This window comes from Williamsoniiplasma somnilux, from assembly GCF_002804005.1.
Classification (GTDB): domain Bacteria; phylum Bacillota_I; class Bacilli_A; order Mycoplasmatales; family Mycoplasmataceae; genus Williamsoniiplasma; species Williamsoniiplasma somnilux.
Genome location: NZ_CP024965.1, coordinates 764490 through 786470, shown reverse-complemented (window position 1 = coordinate 786470; position 21981 = coordinate 764490). Strand labels below are relative to the sequence as shown.

20 protein-coding genes are annotated in these 21981 nt (G+C 29.1%); 18 read left to right on the top strand and 2 right to left on the bottom strand.

The window, feature by feature from the left end:
* Positions 1–9 precede the first annotated feature (9 nt).
* From ESOMN_RS03510 to ESOMN_RS03445, 15 genes are all read left to right on the top strand, one after another.
* On the top strand, positions 10–684 hold the full coding sequence (locus ESOMN_RS03510; protein ID WP_024863567.1) for a LemA family protein: 675 nt from the start codon (positions 10–12) through the stop codon (positions 682–684).
* A 61-nt stretch (positions 685–745) separates the two neighbouring features.
* Positions 746–1369 carry a uracil phosphoribosyltransferase gene (upp, locus tag ESOMN_RS03505; protein ID WP_024863566.1) on the top strand — a complete coding sequence of 208 codons (624 nt, stop codon included), beginning with the start codon at positions 746–748 and terminating at the stop codon, positions 1367–1369.
* A 187-nt stretch (positions 1370–1556) separates the two neighbouring features.
* The gene (locus ESOMN_RS03500; protein ID WP_084027477.1) at positions 1557–2063 is read left to right on the top strand and encodes an ATP-binding cassette domain-containing protein; all 507 of its coding nucleotides are present in this window, start codon (positions 1557–1559) and stop codon (positions 2061–2063) included.
* A gap of 14 nt (positions 2064–2077) precedes the next feature.
* Positions 2078–2251, top strand: a complete 174-nt coding sequence (locus ESOMN_RS03835) for a hypothetical protein (RefSeq protein WP_156920193.1) — start codon at positions 2078–2080, stop codon at positions 2249–2251.
* Between the two features lie 181 nt (positions 2252–2432).
* A complete protein-coding gene (locus tag ESOMN_RS03495) occupies positions 2433–3053 on the top strand; it encodes a hypothetical protein (RefSeq protein ID WP_024863564.1) in 621 nt (206 codons plus the stop codon).
* Positions 3054–3289: 236 nt separating this feature from the next.
* Entirely contained in the window at positions 3290–3694 is a 405-nt protein-coding gene (locus tag ESOMN_RS03490) for an MG406 family protein (RefSeq protein WP_156920192.1), read from the top strand.
* A gap of 38 nt (positions 3695–3732) precedes the next feature.
* Positions 3733–4620, top strand: a complete 888-nt coding sequence (locus ESOMN_RS03485) for a F0F1 ATP synthase subunit A (RefSeq protein ID WP_024863562.1) — start codon at positions 3733–3735, stop codon at positions 4618–4620.
* Between the two features lie 17 nt (positions 4621–4637).
* Positions 4638–4964: an ATP synthase subunit c family protein gene (locus ESOMN_RS03480; protein ID WP_024863561.1), complete on the top strand. Its 327-nt coding sequence runs from the start codon at positions 4638–4640 to the stop codon at positions 4962–4964.
* A 47-nt stretch (positions 4965–5011) separates the two neighbouring features.
* Positions 5012–5563 carry a F0F1 ATP synthase subunit B gene (gene atpF, locus ESOMN_RS03475; protein WP_024863560.1) on the top strand — a complete coding sequence of 184 codons (552 nt, stop codon included), beginning with the start codon at positions 5012–5014 and terminating at the stop codon, positions 5561–5563.
* 4 nt (positions 5564–5567) lie between these two features.
* The gene (locus ESOMN_RS03470; protein WP_024863559.1) at positions 5568–6119 is read left to right on the top strand and encodes a F0F1 ATP synthase subunit delta; all 552 of its coding nucleotides are present in this window, start codon (positions 5568–5570) and stop codon (positions 6117–6119) included.
* Between the two features lie 20 nt (positions 6120–6139).
* The gene (atpA, locus tag ESOMN_RS03465) at positions 6140–7717 is read left to right on the top strand and encodes a F0F1 ATP synthase subunit alpha (RefSeq protein ID WP_024863558.1); all 1578 of its coding nucleotides are present in this window, start codon (positions 6140–6142) and stop codon (positions 7715–7717) included.
* A gap of 4 nt (positions 7718–7721) precedes the next feature.
* Positions 7722–8576, top strand: coding sequence for an ATP synthase F1 subunit gamma (gene atpG / locus ESOMN_RS03460; RefSeq protein WP_024863557.1), 855 nt, complete (start codon positions 7722–7724; stop codon positions 8574–8576).
* Positions 8577–8595: 19 nt separating this feature from the next.
* Entirely contained in the window at positions 8596–9996 is a 1401-nt protein-coding gene (gene atpD / locus ESOMN_RS03455; RefSeq protein ID WP_024863556.1) for a F0F1 ATP synthase subunit beta, read from the top strand.
* Between the two features lie 14 nt (positions 9997–10010).
* Complete coding sequence (locus tag ESOMN_RS03450; RefSeq protein WP_024863555.1) at positions 10011–10310, top strand: F0F1 ATP synthase subunit delta/epsilon; 300 nt, start codon at positions 10011–10013, stop codon at positions 10308–10310.
* A gap of 113 nt (positions 10311–10423) precedes the next feature.
* Positions 10424–13507 (top strand): FtsX-like permease family protein, encoded by a 3084-nt coding sequence (locus tag ESOMN_RS03445; RefSeq protein WP_024863554.1) that lies wholly within the window; start codon positions 10424–10426, stop codon positions 13505–13507.
* On the opposite strand, the gene ESOMN_RS03440 is transcribed toward ESOMN_RS03445, so the two are convergent.
* On the bottom strand, positions 13504–14142 hold the full coding sequence (locus ESOMN_RS03440; RefSeq protein ID WP_024863553.1) for a hypothetical protein: 639 nt from the start codon (positions 14140–14142) through the stop codon (positions 13504–13506). The genes ESOMN_RS03445 and ESOMN_RS03440 overlap by 4 nt on opposite strands.
* A gap of 306 nt (positions 14143–14448) precedes the next feature.
* Between ESOMN_RS03440 and ESOMN_RS03435 the strand changes: the two genes are divergently transcribed.
* A complete protein-coding gene (locus tag ESOMN_RS03435; protein ID WP_024863552.1) occupies positions 14449–15861 on the top strand; it encodes a uracil-xanthine permease family protein in 1413 nt (470 codons plus the stop codon).
* Here ESOMN_RS03435 and ESOMN_RS03430 read toward each other — a convergent pair.
* A complete protein-coding gene (locus ESOMN_RS03430; protein WP_024863551.1) occupies positions 15858–16850 on the bottom strand; it encodes a 5'-3' exonuclease in 993 nt (330 codons plus the stop codon). The two genes, ESOMN_RS03435 and ESOMN_RS03430, sit on opposite strands and share 4 nt — an antisense overlap.
* Positions 16851–17005: 155 nt before the next feature.
* Here ESOMN_RS03430 and secA point away from each other — a divergent pair, with 155 nt between their 5' ends.
* Both secA and uvrB read left to right on the top strand, forming a co-directional pair.
* On the top strand, positions 17006–19915 hold the full coding sequence (secA, locus tag ESOMN_RS03425; protein ID WP_024863550.1) for a preprotein translocase subunit SecA: 2910 nt from the start codon (positions 17006–17008) through the stop codon (positions 19913–19915).
* 60 nt (positions 19916–19975) lie between these two features.
* On the top strand, positions 19976–21973 hold the full coding sequence (gene uvrB / locus ESOMN_RS03420) for an excinuclease ABC subunit UvrB (protein ID WP_024863549.1): 1998 nt from the start codon (positions 19976–19978) through the stop codon (positions 21971–21973).
* Positions 21974–21981 lie beyond the last annotated feature (8 nt).

Here is a 21981-nt window from a genome sequence, read left to right as displayed (position 1 = left end):
AGTATTTATATGGCAAATCTACTAGATGAACAAAGCGGTCCAATTAATAACGAAGGACAAGACATAAATGTCATCAATAAAAAAATTAAAATGGAAATTGGAACCGGTTCAAAAGTTTTTGAAATTGTTTTGTGATGTTTATTAATCATCCCGGGTGTAATTTTTTTAATTAAAAAAATTTCGGCAAGAAACTATTTTAATAAATTAGAGCAATCTATTCAAGGTGCTGCAAGTGAAATCGATAACGTGATCGAACAACGTGTTGTTATTTTGCAAAATACATCTTCACTATTAAAAAAATCAATCAACTTAGATAAAGAAGTTATGTTAAAAGTTTCTCAATACAGAAGTGGACAAAACCCAGATGCTGATATTGAAAGAAACGAAATTAATCAAATTTTAGATAAAGCATACTCAAAAATTAATATTTCTGTTGAAAATTATCCAGATTTAAAATCACAAAACACTGTTCGTGATGCAATGCAAAAAAACGATTATTTACAACGCGAAATAACTGCAGCAAGATCAAATTACAATGATTTTGTTACTACTTGAAATCGTCAAATTCAAATTTGACCTACAAACAAAATTGTTGCATCTAAAATGGAGTTAACAACAAGAATTCCTTTCATTGCATCACAAGAAACTAAAATTGAGTCTAAAAAAGACTTCTTTGCAAATTAAGCAACCTATAGTTGCTTTTTTTCTGAGCTAATTTATTATTAAAAAGGGAGAAGAATAATTTATGGCATTTACAGAATTTAAACATCCATTAATATTGGATAAATTAACAAGAATGAGAAGGATAGAAACATCTTCAAAGGATTTCAGAGAGAATCTTAATGAAATTGCATCACTAATGGTTTATGAAGTTTTTAGAGATGTTCCGGTTGCACCAATTAAAATTAAGACACCAGTAACTGACACAATTGGTTATACAATTGAATCTCCTGTAGTTCTTGTCCCAATCTTAAGAGCTGGATTGGGAATGGTTGATGGTATTCAATCAATTATTCCAACAGCAAGAATTGCTCATGTGGGGTTATATAGAGATGAAGTTACTAAACAACCAGTTCAATATTTTGCAAAGAAAACATCAGATATTGAACAATCTTTTATTCTTGTTGTAGATCCAATGTTAGCAACAGGTGGATCAGCGATTAAAGCGATTGATATAGTAAAAGAATGAGGGGCAAAAACTATTAAATTTATTTGTTTAGTTGCTTGTCCTGAAGGTGTTGACGCTCTAAGTAAAGCCCACCCTGATGTCGATATTTTTGCAGCGAGTTTAGATGAAAAATTGGATGCTGATTCATATATCGTTCCAGGCCTTGGAGATGCCGGGGATAGAATTTTTGGAACAAAATAATTATTAAAAAAGTCATTTTCCAAATTTTGAGAAGTGACTTTTTTAAATAGTTTATCTCTTTTATGGCACAAATCTTATGTTTCAAATTTTAGTAATACAAATATTAATTTGATTAACTCATTTTTTTGTGATGCAAGGTTTATAAATTGTAAAATAGGGTTTTTATGTTAAAAATAAATAATTTGCATTACTCAATAACTGGTCCAGAATACTCTTTTTTAACAAGAAAAAAAGTTGTGTTCGATATTTTGTAAAGGAACTAGAAATTAAAGATAAAGAAGTAATTGGTATTTATGGTCAAAACGGAAGTGGCAAATCAACTTTTATTGATTTAATAACTGGAGCTAAAGCATTTCAAAAAGGGCAAATAGAAATTAATGCTAATGAACCACTTTTTTCTGTTGTTTTTCAAGATTCTTTTTTTGATGAAAAAACTGTCATCAATCAGTTAATATTTTTAAATAAAGCCAATAGTTTTGCTTGTGATATCAACAAGGTACTTAATGATTACGAGTTAGAAAATGTGGCTATGTTAAAATTCAAAGAATTAAGTTTTGGTCAAAAACAAAGATTAAGATTTGCAGTCGCCTTGATTAAACCTTTTTCCATTTTAATTTTAGATGAAGTTTTGACAGGAATAGATAAACGTTTTAAAACAATTATCAAAAAAATATTGAAGAAATTATCAATCTAGGTAAAACAGTCATTATGATCACACACGATGAAGAAGAAATGGCAAAATTTTGTAGTAGAGTTATTTATTTTCAAAAAGGGAAAATAATTGATGATTTTAAATTAGATGGTGATTATACAAAACGTAAACAAATTATTAAAAATAAAATTAAAAACTTTGATTTTAAAAAAGGTGATACTTATGAATAAAACTTTGTTAATTGCTCAAAGAACTTTATTAAGTTTCTTTGACAGTATTTCCAAAACATTTTTAACGATATTAATTTATTATTAACAATTTCAATATCTCTTGCGTTATTAATTAATCGGCGAAAATAAGAACGTTGCTAGTGCAACTACAAATATTGCTTTTTCAGTTAGATTGATTTTAGTGTGTGGTGTCGCATGGTATTTAAATAGAACAATTAATGTAAATATTAAAAACGGGTATGTAAAAAATTTATTTGCAAATAGTTTTTTTAAACAAAATTATTTCTTTGGAATTAATTTAGCTTTGTATAGTTTGATATTGTTGCAATCTGTAATTTCTTTGATTCTTTTATGTATTGCATATCAGGATGCTGGTTGACCACAAGATCCGCAAACAACTTTGGTACTATTTTTCATTTTTTATTTATTCTTAGGACCAACATTAGTTTATTTTGCTTGTTCATGAGTTTCTTACCAATCTTTTAAATCGGGTAAAATCCATCCCTTAGCAAATTGCTTAATAATTATTTGCGCTTTATTAATGTTTTTATATTTTATTTTGATTCTTACTGCTCAAGACAATCCAAAATTATATAATCTAAATTATTTTTATATGATTATCCTGTTCTTTAACAATATCTTATCAATTCCTCAGGATGTTGAAAAATATAAAATTGAATATTGATGAATTTACATAATGAATATTTTTTATATTGTTATTATGCTTGGTTGAAATTTTTATAATAAAAATAATAGTAAAAGAATTATTAATAGTAATCCAGACAACCGTTTTTTTAACTAAAATAAAATATTATTTAATTTCTTAATTTAAACAAAACTAAAAACTAAAATTTATAATCAGTATTTCAGTAAAAAAATAAGAGTTTTGTTAAAAGAACGGAAAAAACCACCAAATGGTGGTTTTTTTATAGAAAACTATTATTATAAATTTCTTTAAAAACTATATATTCAAATATGCTTTTAGGTAAAATTATATTAATGGAATTATAAGAAATTCAAAGGAGTCTTTTTGATAAAGTGAATAGGTTAAAAAAACTGAATAAGGCTGAATTGATGGTTTATGCTTTATTGGTTATAACTAATTTAATATCTTTAATAGTTTTGTTGGTCTTGGTTGGCACCAAAACTATTCAATGAAATTGAATTACTGGTTATTTGTTAGGTGCAACAGCGGCAATGTTGGCAATCTTTGTAATGAAGAAAGCTGTTGCCCAGTTAATGAAAACAGAAAACCATTATTTATATTACTTTATGTATGTTGTGCGCGTTGGTATTTATATGATTCCATTACTATTAGCGTTCTTATTTAAAGGAACACCATTTTATATTATGGGAGTTTTAATTGGCCTTGTGCCGGTTATTTTATTTCCGTTTTTTAATGGAATTTTATTAAAACAAAATTCCCTTTATTTAGATAAATAAAATGCTTAATAGTTTAAAGAAAAGGAGGGAGAAAGTTAATGGGTGAGTTATTCGAAGGATGAAATAAAATGTCCCAACAATTTACGTCAATAATTTTGACAACAATTGTTATTTGTACAATTGCGATCACTTACAACGTGAAAATTCGCGGTCATAAAGAAGGCGAACGTATAAGTGGTTTTTTAGTACTAATCGAAATGTTAGTTTCTTCTGTAGAGAATCTAGTGGTTTCGATCATGGGAACAAAATACAGAAAATTAACTCCTTATGCTTTGTATATAATTTTATACATTATTGTTTCATCGCTAATTAGTTTACTTGGTGTAGAATCAGCGACAACTTCATACACAGTAACTCTATCAATGGGGCTTGTGACCTTTTTTGGGATTTATTATTTTGGTTTTAAATATCAAAAAATGGCATACTTCAAAAAGTACATTAATCCAATTGAAATCTTTACACAATTTACTCCTTTAGTTTCAATATCATTCCGTTTATTTGGTAACTTACTAGGTGGTTCAATTATTTTAGGACTTCTATATTCGTTATCAATCGGAATTCAAGCAGGTTTTTCAGGAAATGTTTCAATTCTTGAAGGTCATACTTGATTGAATGTGGATATTTATAATTCAGAAGACAGCTGAGATATAACTTGAAAACAGCAGTATATTTATTTCTGATCAGGATTTAATATTTTCACAACACTTGTTGCACCAATGTTTCATATGTACTTCGATTTATTTGAAGGAAGCATTCAAGCCGTGGTCTTTACAATGCTGACGTTATCTTATTGATCAGAGGCCATGGGTGAAGAAGAATCAGAAGGTCAAATGCATGTGAGACCAGAAGTTGTAGTAGCAAGTTCTGGACAAATTGAAATGAAGCGCATTAAAAAAACAAAAAAACAAAAACAAGTAGTTTTATAAAAAAGGAGAACTTAAATATGTTATTTACAGAATTAATGGCAAACGTTTATGGTAATTTATTTGCAGCCCTTGCAACAATCTTGCCAAACTTTTTAGCAGAAACAGCAGCAACAACTTCAACTGGAGATGGATTAAAATTCTTAGGAGCCGGAGTTGCGGGAATTGGAGTATTCGGAGCAGGAATCGGACAAGGTGCAGTTGGACAAGGTGCATGTATGGCAATCGGAAGAAACCCAGAAATGGCATCAAAAATTACTTCAACAATGATTATTGCAGCAGGGATTGCTGAATCAGGAGCTATCTATGCTTTAGTTATCGCAATTCTTTTGGTATTCGTTGCATAATAAAGGTTTTGTTTATTATTAAATATTAGAAGAAAGAAGGTAATAATATGACATTTGGTATTCCGTTTTTAGCAACTCCTGGTGTTCCAGAAGTTGTTGGACAATTATTTCCAAATTTACCAAATTTTATTGCACACGTCTTAGCAACTATTGTTATTATCATTGTCTTATCCAAATTGGTTTATAAACCATTTAGAAGTTCTATTGATAATCGTAGAGCTAAAATTAATGAATTATTAGATGATGCTGTTGAAAAACAAACATTAGCTAATAAAGATCGACGAGAAGCAGAAATGGTGTTGAGGGACGCTAAAACTGAATCTTTATTAATAATTAAAAATGCTCGTGTTGATGCTGATGTTCAAAAAACGCAAATTCTTGAAACAGCAAATAACGAAGCATCAAATTTACAAAATCACGCGAAGAACTCAATTTTAAGAGAACGAGCAAAAGCTCAAGAAGAAATTCGTGAATCTATTATTAATGTTGCTTTTGCAGCTGCTTCAAAAGTTTTAGAAACAGAAGTTTCTAAAACAAAAAATCAAGAGTTAATTGACCAATTTATTGAAGATTTAGATAAAAATAAAAAGGCTAAATAGTTAAATGATTTTAAAAGAATCAGTTATCGATAATTGAGGTAATGCTCTAAAAAATATTGCAGTTGAACAAAAACAAGTTGATCGATATATTGCTCAAGCGACAGTTTTGATTGATTTATTAAAAAATAGAAATGATTTTGTACAAATTCTTTCCGTAAGAACAAAAGATTTTCGTAATCAACAATTAAAAATTGTTGATGAAACTTTTGCTAAAAACGGAGTTAATGAATATTTAGTTAACGCCATGAAAATGTTGGTTGAAACAGGTTCATTCCCTTATGCGCGTGCAATTTTTAAAAGTATGCGTAAAAAATTAATGGCATTACAAGATCTTGTTTATGGTGTAGTTTGATCTACAACTAAAATTAGTGATAAACAGATTTTGACAATGGAAATTAAAGTATCAAAAAAATTAAAAAAGCAAGTTAAGCTTGTTAATAAAATTGATGAAAAATTAATTGGTGGTGTCCAAATAATTGTTGCTAATAATATTTTTGATGGAACAATCAAAGGTAGATTAGATCAACTGCGTTATGAAGCACTAGCCAAAAAATAAAATTAGAGAGGTTTGGTAATATGGCTTTAAATATTAAAGAAATCTCTGAAGTAATTGAAAAACAAATTAAAAACTATGGAAAAAAAGTTGTTCAAGCAGAACAAGGAACGGTAGCCACGGTTGGAGATGGTGTTGCTTTAATTTACGGATTAGATAAAGCTATGATGGGTGAACTGATAATTTTTCCACAAAATGTTTATGGAATGGTTCTTAATCTTGAAGAAGGTGCGATTGGAGCTGTTATCGTCGGTGATGACACTTTAATTAAAGAAGGAGACATTGTTAAACGTTCAGGAAAAATTGTTGAAACACCTGTTGGTAATGAAATGTTAGGTCGTGTGGTTAGTGCTTTGGGAAATCCCATTGATGACCATGGACCAATCAAAACTAAAAAACACAAACCAGTTGAAAAAATTGCAACAGGAGTTATGGCTCGTAAATCTGTTGATCAACCCTTGGAAACAGGGATCTTGACAATTGACTCAGCAATTCCAATTGGTAAAGGTCAACGTGAATTAATTATTGGAGATCGTCAAACAGGTAAAACTGCAATTGCTATTGATGCAATAATTAATCAAAAAGGTAAAAAAGTAAAATGTGTTTACGTTTCAATTGGACAAAAAGATTCAACAATTGCTCAAGTTGTTGAAAAATTAAAAAAACATGGAGCAATGGATTACACAGTTATTGTTAATGCCGGAGCTTCACAATCAGCACCTTTGCAATATTTAGCACCTTATACAGGGGTTACAATTGCAGAAGAATGAATGGAAAATGGAGAAGATGTTTTAATAGTTTATGATGATCTTTCAAAACATGCTGTAGCATATCGTGAAATGTCACTTCTATTAAAAAGACCACCAGGGCGTGAAGCGTATCCTGGAGATGTTTTCTACTTGCATTCACGTTTATTAGAACGTGCAGCTAGAGTTAATGAAAAATTTGGTGGTGGTTCAATTACTGCGTTACCAATTATTGAAACTCAAGCAGGAGATATTTCGGCTTATATACCTACTAATGTTATTTCAATTACTGATGGACAAATTTTCTTATCATCAGATTTATTTAACTCAGGAGTAAGACCGGCTGTTAATATTGGTCCATCAGTTTCTCGTGTTGGTTCAACTGCTCAAATTAAAGCAGTAAAACAAATGAGTGGAACTTTAAAATTAGAGTTAGCTCAATACTATGAATTGGAATCATTTGCAAAATTTGGTTCTGATTTAGATGAAACTACTAAAGCTACTTTAGAACATGGGGCAAGAATTATTGCTTTACTAAAACAAAGACAATATTCACCAATTAATCAAATTAATCAATCACTATTATTGCTAGCGATTAAATCGCATGCTATTAAATGATTGCCAATTGAATCTATGGAAAGTTTTAAAAATGAAGTAATGACTCATTTTGAAAAAAATGCAACAGCTAAATTGATAAAAATCAAAGTTGAAAAAGCAATAGCATATGACGAAAAAGAAGTTGCTGAAGCAACCAAAGAAATTGAAAAAATTGTTATTAAAATGACTAAAAATATTCATGACTACAAAGCTACAAATTACGGGAAACAAGAAGATTTCAATAAGTTAGGTAAATAATTAAATGCCAAATTTAAGTGGATTAAAAGCGGAAATTCAATCAGTTAAAGACATTGGTAAAATCACCAATGCTATGCAATTGGTTGCTTCTGCAAAATTACGCCGTATTGGTAAAAAGGTAGTTGAAACACATGAATACGTATCAGAAGTATATGGTGTCTTCAACGAAATTATTAAACAAACTGAGGACTCTATTTTTCTCCTAAAACCAGGTAAAGAAATTAAAAAAACTTTATGAGTTGTTGTTAATTCTAATCTTGGCCTTTGTGGTGGATACAATAATAATGTCAATAAATTAGTGATGGCAGGGATTAAAGAAAATGATGAAATTTTTGCAATTGGAAACAAAGCTGTTTCTTTTTATAAAGCAAGAAAAATTGCAATTAGATCACAAATTACCAATTTAGATATTAATTTTTCAAATGAACAAGCTCGTGAAATTGGTCAAGATATCATGTCTTATTACACTAGTAAAGAATTTGATGAAATTAAATTGGTTTACACCAAATTTATTAATAACGTAACATTTGAACCAACAGAGTTAACTTTATTTCCCATCAAAAAAGATGCTGAAGAAGCTAAAAAAGGTCCAAAACAAGAAATTCAATTTGAACCATCTCCAACAGTTATTTTAGAAGCTACAGTTAATTTATATTTAAATACTGTTTTATTTGGAACAATCGTAGAATCGCAAGTTTCTGAACAAGCTTCAAGAAGAACAGCGATGGAAAACGCAACTAATAATGGTGAAGAATTATCTAAATCTTTATCATTGAAATATAATCGCGAACGTCAAGGGGCAATTACACAAGAAATTTCTGAAATTGTTTCTGGGGCCAACGCACAACAAGATAATTAATAACAAAGGAGGAAACAAAATGCCAAAAACAAATGGTAAAATTGTTCAAGTTTTAGGTCCGGTTGTCGATGTCAGATTTAACGATGATGACATTCCAATGATTTATGATGCTTTAGTGGTTGATAATCACGGTGTTAAACTGATTTTAGAAGTTGAACAACATATTGGTGATGAGATGGTCCGTGCTATTGCCATGGGACCAACTGATGGTTTAACTCGTGGATTAGAAGTTATTAATACTAAAGCTCCAATTCAAGCCCCTGTGGGTAAAGATGTATTGGGAAGAATGTTTAATGTAACTGGTGATCCAATTGATGAAAAACCAGAATTTAAAGGTAAAAGAATGCCAATTCACCGTGATGCACCAGCATACGATGAATTGGTAACAAATGCCGAAATTCTTGAAACAGGAATAAAAGTAATTGATTTAATGATTCCTTTTGCTAAAGGAGGAAAAATTGGATTGTTCGGAGGAGCCGGAGTTGGTAAAACCGTTTTAATTCAAGAGTTAATTAACAATATTGCTAAAGCACATAATGGGGTTTCAGTTTTTGCCGGGGTTGGAGAACGTACTCGCGAGGGTAACGATCTCTACCATGAATTTATTGAAGCCGGAGTTTTAGATAAAACTTCACTAGTATTTGGACAAATGAATGAACCTCCAGGAGCACGTATGCGTGTTGCCCTAACAGGTTTAACAATTGCTGAAAACTTTAGAGATGAAAATAATATGGATGTTCTATTATTTATTGATAACATCTTTAGATTTACACAAGCAGGTTCGGAAGTGTCTGCCTTACTAGGGCGCATGCCTTCAGCAGTAGGGTACCAACCAACCCTTTCGACAGAAATGGGAGCATTACAAGAACGTATTACTTCAACTAAAAAGGGATCAATTACTTCAGTTCAAGCAGTTTATGTACCAGCTGATGACCTAACTGATCCTGCACCTGCTACTACATTTGCTCACTTAGACGGACGTATTGTTTTAGATCGTTCAATTGCATCATTAGGAATTTATCCAGCAATTGACCCATTAGCTTCTTCATCACGTATGTTAGATCCTGAAATTGTTGGTGATGAACATTATAACGTAGCATTACAAGTTCAAGGAACATTACAAAAGTATAAAGATTTACAATCAATTATTGCAATTTTAGGAATGGATGAATTATCTGAAGAAGATAAATTAATTGTTTCACGTGCTCGTAAAATTCGTAACTTTTTATCACAAGCATTCTTTGTTGGTGAAAAATTTACTGGTCGTCCAGGTAAATTTGTTAAAGTATCTGAAACTATCAAATCTTTTAGAGCAATTCTAGATGGAGAATGTGATGATATTCCAGAATTAATGTTTATGTATGTTGGAACAATTGATGAAGTTAAAGAAAAATTTAATAAAGAAAAAAGTGGTAAATAAGGAGGAAAACAATTATGAGTATTAAACTAAAAATTGTTACTCCTGATGGAACTTTCATTAACGATAAAGAAGTTGACATCGTTAACGTGCAAACAATTGATGGTGATATTGGTATTATGGGTAATATGATTCCATTAGTATCTTCATTAAAAATTGGAATTTTAAGTTTTCGTGAAAAGGGTAATTTAACTCGCGTTCATGTAAACTTAGGAATAGTTAAGGTTGATGGAATTCAATGTAAAGTAATTACTGAAAGCCTTTATCTTGTTGATGAAGCAGGGAATGAATTACCCACTCCACAAAAATTATTTTAAAAAAAGATGTGTAAGCATCTTTTTTTATATTTAAACAAAAATTATAATGTTCATAACTTTATATCTTACTAATATAAGTGTTTTTTGTATAATATGATTATAAGGATTTAATAATGGTTAAACTAATTTTTAAAGAAGCTATATTTAATCTTAAGAGAAAAAGTTTTTTCTATTTTTCCTTTTTCTTTTTTTTAATTATTGTCATGGGAATTATTATTTCTTTGCTGTCTTTTGGTTTGAATTTATCTAATCAATTAAAACCTGCTTTAAATACAAAAAAAGCTGACACTGTGCTACAACTTTATAATTATGATTCAAGTGAAGAAAGTTTGGTGGTACTTTCAGATCTGGGAATCGAAAACATTAATGAACTAATTGAGCAAAAATCAAAAGAACAGAAGGTAATTAGATTTAATAATAAAGAGAAAGAACGTGATTTTAAAATTAGTTTAGCTTATCGATCGGGATATATTTTTGATACCAATGTATCACCTTTAAATGAAATTTTTATTGCTGCTGATGATTACAATTTTTCATATAGTGCATTACCTCAAATAATTAAAGAAGAGTTAGCTTTTTTTGACAATAATATTTATTATTGATTTATTTTTAATAAATTCATAAATATAAGAAATGTGGTTTTTGATTATCCTTTTGAATTATTGGGTAATCTTTTAAATGAAAATAATGAAGTTATTGATGATGTATCAATATACCTTGGACAAATGGATAATAATTTTTACAGAGTTAATAACGACTCTAAGTTCACAGTTACTTCAGGAATTCAAAATTCTCAATCCGGAATTTATTTGACAGAAAAAACATTAGCTAACTTAAATCTTAAAATTGGTGATTATCTAACAATTTCATACCAAGATTCTGATGATCCAGAAAATTCCTATATTAAAGAGAAAATTGTCGGAACGGCATTCGATTATAAAACAATTTCTAGAACAAACAATAGTATTTTTTTAACACAAGAATCTTGAAATAAAACCAAAAAGATTATCCAAGGTGATTTTGGAAATTTTTATAATGATATTAAATTTTCATTTAAAAACAGTCCAAATATAGAAAATTTAAACTTCAAAATTAACGAAAGCTTATTTTCTTTGCATAATGGTGTGGTTTTGAAAAAATTGCCAATTACCAATTCTTCAGATTCAATTGACATCGCTGTGCTAATTGGCCAAACTTTACCATTGCTTTTGATCATGATTGCTTTTTTCATTGTGATACTCTTATGTTTTGTTAATTGAATGGTGACTTCGCAATCTTCAAAATTAAATATTAAAAACTTGGTGACTTTAAAAAATGAAGGAACTAAAAATTGAATGCTATCGTTGCTCAATACTTTTGAAATTTTTATCCCTTTACTCTTGTCAACTATAGTGGGTACTTTTGTTGGTTTATTTTTTCAAAAAATAATAAGCGAAATAGTCTTTCAAAAAATGTCTTTTCATTGAGAATTTTGACACACAACTTGAATAACTTGGATAATAATTATTATTACATACTTAATCATTTTAGGAAGCTTTGCAATATTGAATTTGTATATCATTAAAACAGTTATGAAATCTTATAAAATTGAAATTGCAACTACATCAGCAAAAATAAATTCCAAAATCTTATATAAAACTAATCCTAAATTTAAAATCAGAGCACACTTAGCGCTTTCTAATTTTGGAAAAAATGTTTCTATGTTTTTATTAACGGGTGTTGCTATCACTACCTTCATTCTTTCAACAAGTTTAACGGTTTCACTAAGAAAAATGAGTTATGATGTCATAGATGTTTATACACCGTATAATTCCATTTCGTATCATGCTCATAAAAACAGACCATTTAATAATGATAGAAGAACGACAGCTTTAACAATTTTAGAAGATGAAAAAAACTTTGATAAACTAAGTGCTGAAGATATTTCCACAGACGATTTTTCTGAAGAAATTATTAAATTACTAGATTTTATAAATAAACACTATACTACCGATTTATCTCTTGACAGAAAAGGTGGTTATTTAACAATTGACTATCTTGATACTTTTGCAAAAAAATTTAGAACCGAACTTGAGCAATATGCACCTGAGTTTTTAGCTTTATTAGATTCAGAAAAAGAATTAAAAAAGAGTTTTCCTGGTTATGAAGGTTCAAATTTATTTCTTGGCAAATTTTTTGCAAACTCCAATAAAACAATAACAGGTTTAAAAAGAACTTTTTACGATGTAAATAGACCGGAACAAAGTTACTCCATTACTGGTATTGACACCAATAAATGAGCTAAACACATTTTGCCTATAGAAAACCCAAATGATGACGGAATTATTAATATATCTGTTTCTGAACGCGGTTTTATTGATGGTAAATATGAAATGAATCAAATTTTAGATCTTAAAGATCCAATCTTTGTTACAAAAAATGAAGAAAATCAAACTTGAGTTCCAATTAAATTTAAAATTAGTAAAGTTATTAAAGGTGATCACTCATTATGGTTTATGTATGTTGATCAAAAATTAGTAGAAAGACATATTATCAATTTTATTCATAATATTGATTCAAATTCTGAGATTTCAAATATTAGCAAAGAATATATTAAAAATTTTGATATTAAAAATTTAACTCAAAACAGAAATTTTGTTATTGATAAAGAATTTGCTCCATTCTTTTTAAGCAACTTAGTTTTAGCTTATGAGCCTGGCAAAACACCAATAGAAGTAATTAGCAAAATACAAAATATTTTTGCAGGCATCAGAGGTTTTTCAACGGAATTAATGGCAAAAGAAATCTATGCTCGTTCAAAATTAATTAGAGACATCCTTCAATTTGTTTCAATTATTGTTTTATTGATTGATGTATTAACAATAATCTTGTTATCATCTATGGTAGTTTATCAAAATAAAAAAACCCTAACAGTCATGAAAACTATGGGTTATAAAAAATTTGAACTAACATCTTATATTGCTATTGGTTATATATTATCCTGTGTTTTGGGAATTGTTTTGGCCATTATAATGAATAAAGTTGCTTTCGACTTTATTTTAAAAAATTTCAATGATGCCTTAGGAGGTTTAGAATTCATTTATGGTATTGAATACTGAAGTTCTTTAGTGACAATAACAATTTCTTATATTTTTATAATCATCACAACAGTTTATTCATACATAGGAATGATTAAACAAACTGCAAATCCTGATTAATTATTAGATTCTTCGCCATATTTTTGATCAAATGCATGCAATTTATTTTTGCAATCTTCACAACTAAAAATTTGAAAAATATATTTATTATTTATTTCCTGTCATTTAATATCATTATAACTAAATTTGATTTTTGTTAATTTTTCATATTTATTAACAATTTTGGATTTAGTTATTTTTTCATGTCGTTCTACATATTTATAAAAATCTAAAATTTCTTCATGAATTGCTGAAATATATTGCACAGCGTCAACATTAACATTTCCTGAATGATCAGTATATCAATTGTAATTTTTATTAAAACAATAAATTTTTTTAATTTTATTAAATCTCATAAAATTTTCAATAATGAAAATTTTAGTACCCATCAAATTTAATAATTCCTCAAATAATTCCGATGGTTTTTTAGACATTTGATTTTCTAAAGTTGAATTAATTTGATAGTCTATTTTGATTAGCCGATCAACAACAATTTGTCCACCTTTAATTATTTTTTCTCTTTGATTTTCATTTTTATTTTTTCTTATTTCTTTTCTATTAATTCGATATAAAACAATTGTTAAAGTGACACTGGTTAAAGAAAAGAAAACAGAAGTGCAAATCGTTGCAATTCTTAATGATGTTGTTAAATCCATAGCATTTTACCTGGCCCTTATATAATAATCATACTAATATTAATTTTAAAAATGTCAAACAAGATATAAGAAGCTATTATTTTTATTTTAAAAATGCTATTTTTTTAAAATTTTTTTAAAATTTAATGTATTATTTATTTTAGAAAATAAGTGGAGATAAAAATTCATGATTTTGAAATTTTATAAAAAGATACAATTTCAAACCCAAAAACAGTCATTTGACATTATTTTTTATACCCACTTATTTTTAATTTTCAGAAACAACCAATTAATTTAATTGGTTGTTTTTTTATATTTAGGAGGTTTATGGAAATTAAAGAAACAGAAACAGAATTTAAAACAAAACCCCCAAGAATGTTATTGCAACCAAGAGAAAAGCCTAAAAGCATTTATCAATGAATAGCTTTATCTTTTCAACATGTGTTCGCAATGTTTGGGGCAAATGTTTTAGTACCAATTGTAATTAATCAAATGGCAGAAACAGAAGTTATTAATATGTCGATGGCACTTTTTTGTTCGGGAATTGGAACACTTGTTTATATTGCTTTAACATCAGCTAAAGTTCCGATTTATTTAGGTAGCAGTTTTGCTTATATGACTGTAATCGGAATGGGTTATGGTGATTGAGGTAATGCAACATTTATTGCTATCTTTTTGGTTGGGTGTGTTTATATATTGACAGGATTATTAATTCACTTTACATCAAACAAATGATTGGTAAAAATTTTTTCTCCAATAGTTGTTGGTCCGATAATCATGATAATTGGATTAAGTGCAATTCCAAGCGCACTAAAAAATATTTGAATCTTACCTCAAGATCCTGCACCAGGATACCCTCAATGACTAGCAATTTTAGTTGCAGTTTTAGTAATTTTAGTTGCAGTTATTTTAATGCTTAAAGCTAAATCATTTATTCGTGTCTTGCCAATTTTATCAGCATTAGTGTTTGGTTATGTTTTGTGTGTAATTATTCAGTTAGCAGATTCCAATATTCAATTAATGGACTTTAACAAAATTACAAACGTAAATAAATGAGAATGACATCCTAACTTTAAAAACATCTTTGATGTTAATAAAGAAAATGTTGCTCCAGCAGTTGTTGCTATTGTTCCAATTGCATTAGTGACAATGGTTGAACATTACGGAGACCATGTAAATTTAGGAAATATGACCAACAAAAACTTTATCAAAGATCCAGGAATTGGTAGAACTTTATTTGCTGACGGTGTTTCGATTTCGCTATCTGGATTAATTGGTGGTCCTGCTAACACTACATATGCTGAAAATACTAGTGTTGTTGGAATTACCAAAGTAGCCAGTGTTTGAGTAACAGGTCTTGCTGCATGTTTTGCGGTTATGATGAGTTTTATTGCTCCAGTAAATCAATTAATTTCGATGATCCCAAATCCTGTTCTTGGAGGAATCAGTTTAATGTTGTTTGGAATTATTGCTACTAACGGAGTTAGAATTATGCTTGATGCAAAAGTTAATTTAGAAAATGGAAAAAATTTAATTATTATTGGAATAACTTTAGGTCTTGGTTTAGGAATTAGTTTATATACTGCTTCAACTAATACTCAAATAAAAATTAACGATTTCGAATTAACCGGTTTATTTATTGCAACCGTTGTTGGCGGAGGATTAAATTTAATTTTACCTGATCAGCATAATCTAGGTTTGTTTAAAATTAAAAAACGTAACAAAAGACAATCGAATTAATTGATTGTTTTTTGTTGAGTAACTCGAGAATCATTTTTTGGTTTTTGAGTTTTTTTAGTTATCTTAATTTCTGGTTTTTTATTCTGCTTGTTTTTAAATTCTTCAATTTTTTTAGTTACATTGCCAGTAAAAGCTCACATGCGATGTTTTTTAAGAAAGTTTAAATAACCATAATAATTTACTTTTAATGGCCTGAAATCAATTCTTCCTAATTGCAGATTGCATTGAATTTTTGTGATTTTTTTGTTCATAAAAATTTGCTCTTGGCAAGCTATTAATTTTTCTTTTAAATTCTGCGGAATTTCGTCTAAATTTTTAAATATATTTTCAATGGTTTCATATTTTTGTAATAAATCCATTGCTTGTTTATAATGCAAACATTTTACACCTTTAATATTATCCGAAGCATCACCTAATAAACTTTTTACATCAGGAACTTGAGAAGGTTTACATCCTAATTTTTCAGAAACTTCATGTGCTTCAATAAAAACAGGTTTTTCTTTCTTATTTGTAGTTGTTATAATTTTGACGTTTTCGTTAACTAATTGAAAAGTATCTTTATCATTGCTTAAAATATGGATATTATAGCCAAGTTTAGTGGCAATTTTTGTAATGGTACCCATTACATCATCACCTTCATATCCTGGCATTTCGTATCAAGGAATATTTGCAGAAGTTAAGAATTCTCTAATAATTTGAAACTGAGGAATTAATTCAGCTGGAGTTTCTTTTCTTTTAGCTTTATACTCTGGATAAATATCTCTACGTCAACAACCTTGGTCAACGTCAAAGGTAACTATAATAGTGTGATAGAGATTTGAATTAATAACTTCATTAATTTTTGCTATGAAAGTATAAATTGCATTAATGTATGTTCCATCACGGTTTACAGCAACAGTTTTACGTTTTAAAGTTCCGTAAAACCCTTTGTGCAATAAATGATAACCATCGATAATTAGTATCGTCTGTTTTTCACTTTTTGTATTCATTTTTTTAATCCTTACTTTATTATCATAACATTAATAAAATAGCAACCAAATGTTTGAGTATCTTTTCTTTCAATAAAACTTCTAATATTTTTAATTATTGACATTTTATTTTATAATTAGTTCAAAGAAAAAAGATATAGACGAGGGAATAATTAATGGCAACAGATAAAAAAATTATTAAGCAATATGGTAAAGTTGCTGACCAAATTATGAATTTAGAATCAGAAATGTCTAAACTTAAAGATGAGGATTTTAAATTAAAAACTGAAGAATTTAAGGACCGCTTAGCCAAAGGCGAAACACTTGAAAATTTATTAGTTGAAGCATATGCTGTTGCAAGAGAGGCTTCAAGAAGAGTTCTGGGTTTAAACGCTTATCGTGTTCAATTAATTGGAAGTATAATTTTGCATTATGGTGATATCGCAGAAATGAAAACAGGAGAGGGTAAAACTTTAGCTGGATTGTTTCCGGCATATTTAAACTCTTTAACTGGCAAAGGTGTTCATATTGTTACTGTTAACGAATATTTATCAAAACGTGATAGTGAAATTAATGGACAAGTTTATGATCTTTTAGGTATTACGGTTGGATTAAATGTTTCACGTTCACCAAAAAATGACAAAAGGATTGCCTATGCACAAGATGTTACTTATACAACCAATGCTGAATTAGGTTTTGATTATTTAAGAGATAATATGGTTCAAGATAAATCTCATAAAGTTCAACGTGGGTTAAATTTTGCAATTATCGATGAAGCTGACTCTGTATTAATTGATGAAGCTAGAACACCTTTAATTATTTCAGGTGGTTCATCAAATAAAAAAAATATGTATATATTAGCGGATTCTTTTGCTAAAAAAGTTGATGAGAAAACTGAAATTCAAATTGATTTAGAATCAAAACAAGTTTTCCTAAACGATTTAGGAATGGCTAAAGCTCATGAATTTTTTTCGGTTCATAATTTATTTGCTGTTGAAAACACTGAGTTATTTCATTTGATTATGAATGCTTTGAAAGCTAACTATACTTTTAAAGAAGGTGTTGAATATGCTGTTAAAGATAACGAAATCCAATTAATTGATCAATTTACTGGTCGTATTATGATTGGACGCTCATATTCAGATGGGTTACAACAAGCAATTCAAGCGAAAGAAAATGTTGAGATTGAAGAAGAAACTACTGCACTGGCAACAATTACTTATCAAAATTTTTACCGTCTTTATGCAAAACTTTCTGGAATGACAGGTACAGCAAAAACTGAAGAAGAAGAATTTTTAAAAATTTACAATACTCGTGTTATTAGCACCCCTACTAATAGACCGATAATTAGAAAAGATGAAGAAGACTTTACTTTTGCAACCAAGAATGCCACTTTGAAAAAATTGATTGCTGACATTAAAGAAATTAATGAAATTGGTAATCCTATTTTAATCGGGACTACGTCAGTTGAATCTTCTGAGCAAATTTCAAGATATTTAACTAATGCAGGTTTAAAGTATGAAATGATTAATGCTAAAAATCATGATCGTGAAGCTGAAATTGTTGCTAATGCAGGAATAAAAGGTGCAATCACACTAGCTACCAACATGGCTGGTCGTGGTACTGATATTAAATTAACAGATGAAGTCAAAAAACTTGGTGGATTAGTTGTGTTTGGTGTGGAAAGAAATGAAGCACGAAGAATTGACAATCAATTACGTGGTCGTTCTGGTCGTCAAGGTGACCCTGGCCGTTCAAGATTTTATATTTCGATGGAAGATGACATGATGGTTAGATTCACATCTCCAAAAATGCGTCAAAACTTTTTGCGTTTAGGTGACGACCACATTAAATCTAAAATGTTTACTCGTTCTGTAACTAATGCCCAAAAAAAATTAGAAGGCATGAACTTTGATCAACGTAAAGACGTTTTGGATTATGATAATATTCTTGCCCAACAACGTGAAGCTATGTATGCACAACGCGATGAAGTGTTATATTCTGAAGATTTAAAAAATGCGCTTTCAAAATTTCAATACACAGTAGCTTATGAATTAATTTTAGAAAATTCTAAAATTGTTTTAGGAGAAAAAACAATTGATGGTGAAGCATTGTTAAAAGCAATTGATGGAATTTTGGTGAAACATAATCAATTCAAACCAAAAGATTTTGAAGGTAAAGAAAGATACGAGTTAGCAAAAGAATTAGCCAATGCTATGATGGACTTTTATAAAATTCGAATTTTAGACATTCCTGAAGATGTGGTGATTTCAATGGAAAGAGCAACGATTTTAGAAGCTTTTGATAAATATTGGACTAAACATATAGACATAGCTTCAAAACTTCGTTCTGGAATTTATTTACAGCAATATGCACAAAACAATCCACTAGCAGAATATGTTGAACAAGCAACCAAACTTTATAATAAAATGAAAATTAATATTTCTATGGATATTTGTGATCGTTTATCAAAAGTTGTTATTAAAACTGTTGATGCTGAAGAAAAACCAAAACAAATCGAAATTACCGACAAAGATATTGATGAAATTTTAATAGCAACTGGGATTGAAAAATCACAATTGAATGCCAAAGAAATTAACACAAGAATTAACGAATTAATTGTTGAAGCAAAAGACAATATTCAGTTAGTTAATAGATTAAATATTCAACGAGACATTTTATTGGGCTTGGTTATTGAAATTCAAAAAAGAATTGGTGAAGTTAATAATAGAAAAATTGAAATGAATCCTGAAGACTTGAAAAATATAGCAAAAAAATTTGATATTTTCAACATTGACGAAATGACTATCGAGCAAATAAATGCAGGTTACACAAAGTTAATGAACGAAGTTCCAACACACGAAGAGTCATTAAAAATGGAAATTGAAATTGGACGTCAAATTTTAACTAGTTTACATCAAGAATTATCAATCTTAAAAAATATCAAGAAATCCGATCAAGAATATATAATTAATGATGAAGATAACAAAGAAATTAAGAAACGCATTCGTCGCAAAAAAGACGGAGACGGAGCTGAAGTTGCTGAATCTTCTGAAGCAGTCAAAAGCAGATCAAAAATAGGTTAATAAAGTAGCTAGAAAAATTTTTCTAGCTTTTTGTATATTAATCAAGTTAGGGGTAAGAATATGAAATTAAAAACCTTCAAAAAATTTGAGTTAGTTTCTAAATTTAAACCTTCAGGGGATCAACCTGAAGCAATTAGGCAATTATCGCAAGGTCTCAAAGAGGGAAAAAGAGATCAAGTTTTATTAGGTGCCACTGGAACCGGGAAAACTTTTACTATGGCCAACATTATTGTAGAACATCAAAAGCAAACTTTGGTATTAGTTCACAATAAAACCTTAGCCATGCAACTTTATTACGAATTAAAGGAATTTTTTCCCAATAATAGAGTTGAATATTTTGTATCAAATTTTGATTTCTTTCAGCCGGAAGCTTACCTGCCAAGCAAAGATTTATACATTGATAAAGATGCTAAGCAAAATATTGAATTAGATATGATGAGATTAAGCGCAATGAATGCTTTAACGACAAGAACCGATACTATTGTAGTTGCTTCTGTTGCTGCAATTTACGCATCGCAAAATCCTGTTGATTATGCTGAATCATTTTTTGAATTCACAGTTGGACAAATTCTTTCTAAGAGAGAACTTTTGCAATTTTTGGTTAAAACTGGTTACATTCGTAACGATATTGAAAATGCTCCAGGAACTTTTAGTGTTAAAGGTGATGTTATTAAAATTGTTCCTGGATGAACAGCTAATATGATGTTTCGTGTTTCCATGTTTGGCAATGAAATTGAAATGATTGATGTTTTGGACACACTAACGGGAGGGATAATTGAAAAAACATCTAAAGTTACAGTTTTTCCAGCACAAGCTTATGTAACTCCTGAAGATAAATTAAAAATTGCTTGTGCAAATATTCGTCAAGAAATGAACGAAAGAATTAAATGATTTCAAGAACAAGGTTTGTTGTTAGAGGCTCAACGCCTAGAACAAAGAACCAAATACGATTTAGAATCATTGGAAGAATTTGGTTTTTGTTCTGGAGTTGAAAACTATTCAGCACAATTAGAAAATCGTAAACCAGGACAAAGACCTTATACACTTTTAGATTATTTTGAAAAAGATTTTTTAATGATTATCGATGAATCACACATGATGATTCCTCAAATTAGGGGAATGTTTAATACCGACAGGTCAAGAAAACAAACACTTGTGCAATATGGTTTTAGATTACCAAGCGCAATGGACAATAGACCTTTAAATTTTGAAGAATTTAGAAGTTTGCAAAATCAAGTAATTTATACTTCAGCAACTCCTGGTGAATATGAATCTGAATTAATTGATAACAAATTTGTTCAGCAAGTAATTAGACCAACCGGTTTGTTAGATCCGATAATAGAAATTAAATCTAAACAAAATCAGATTGAAGATATTATTGACCAAATTAATTTACGCAAAATTAAAAACGAAAAAGTTTTTGTAACAACTTTAACAATTAAAATGAGTGAAGATTTAACTTCTTATTTACAAGAACGCGGAATTAAAGTAGCTTATCTTCATTCAGAATTAAAAACATTTGAAAGAAGCGAGATTTTAAATGATTTAAGAAAAGGTGTTTATGATTGCGTAGTTGGTGTTAACCTATTGCGTGAAGGATTAGATATCCCAGAAGTAAGCCTAGTATGTATTTTAGATGCTGATAAACAAGGTTTTTTAAGAAACACGCGTTCATTGATTCAAACAACAGGACGAGCAGCAAGAAACGCCAATGGATTAGTAATTTTTTATGCTGATACTATTTCAAATGCAATGCAAGAGACCATTGATGAAACATCTCGAAGACGTAAAATTCAAGAAGAATATAATGAAAAACACGGAATTATTCCTCAAACTATTTTAAAAGATATTAGCGAAACTTTATTAACTGAAAATGCTAGAAAAAATATTAGTGAATTAAAAAAAGTTCGTGGACAAAAACAACGCAAAGAAGCGACTCAAAAAGTTATTGATGAATTGAGAAAAGATATGCTTGCAGCAGCTAAAAATTTAGATTTTGAAACAGCAGCAACATTAAGAGATACAATCATTGAATTAGAAGGGCAAAAATATAGTTAGAGGTGCAA